Genomic DNA, 286 nt, shown 5'->3' with positions numbered 1-286 from the left:
ATTTGGATGCTCCAGACTTCAATCTAGATCAGCAAAGCAGTAAAGAAGCAGTGTCAGCCATTCAGCAGTTTGTTGGCAGGTTTCCAGCATCAGCCAGCTATGAGCGAGCTATTGAGATGCTCAAGGATTTGGAGGACCGATTTGAGAAAAAGGCTTACAGTGAGGCAGAGATGTACTATAGGCTGAAAGACGGGTTGTTTCCTGGAGACTTTTACAGAGCTTGTATTATCAATTTTCAAAAGTTCGCAAAAGATTATCCGGAAAGTAAGCACAATGAAGAGCTTGC

General features: G+C 43.0%; 1 pseudogene. It reads left to right on the top strand.

Annotated features, from left to right (window positions below):
* A pseudogene (locus ACNKXV_RS14540) lies at window positions 1-286 on the top strand (hypothetical protein); the annotation flags it as partial.

This window comes from Christiangramia aquimixticola (genome assembly GCF_048285835.1).
GTDB classification, from domain to species: domain Bacteria; phylum Bacteroidota; class Bacteroidia; order Flavobacteriales; family Flavobacteriaceae; genus Christiangramia; species Christiangramia aquimixticola.
The sequence above is the reverse complement of the archived record's forward strand: the minus strand, read 5'-3'. Positions and strand labels throughout refer to the sequence as shown.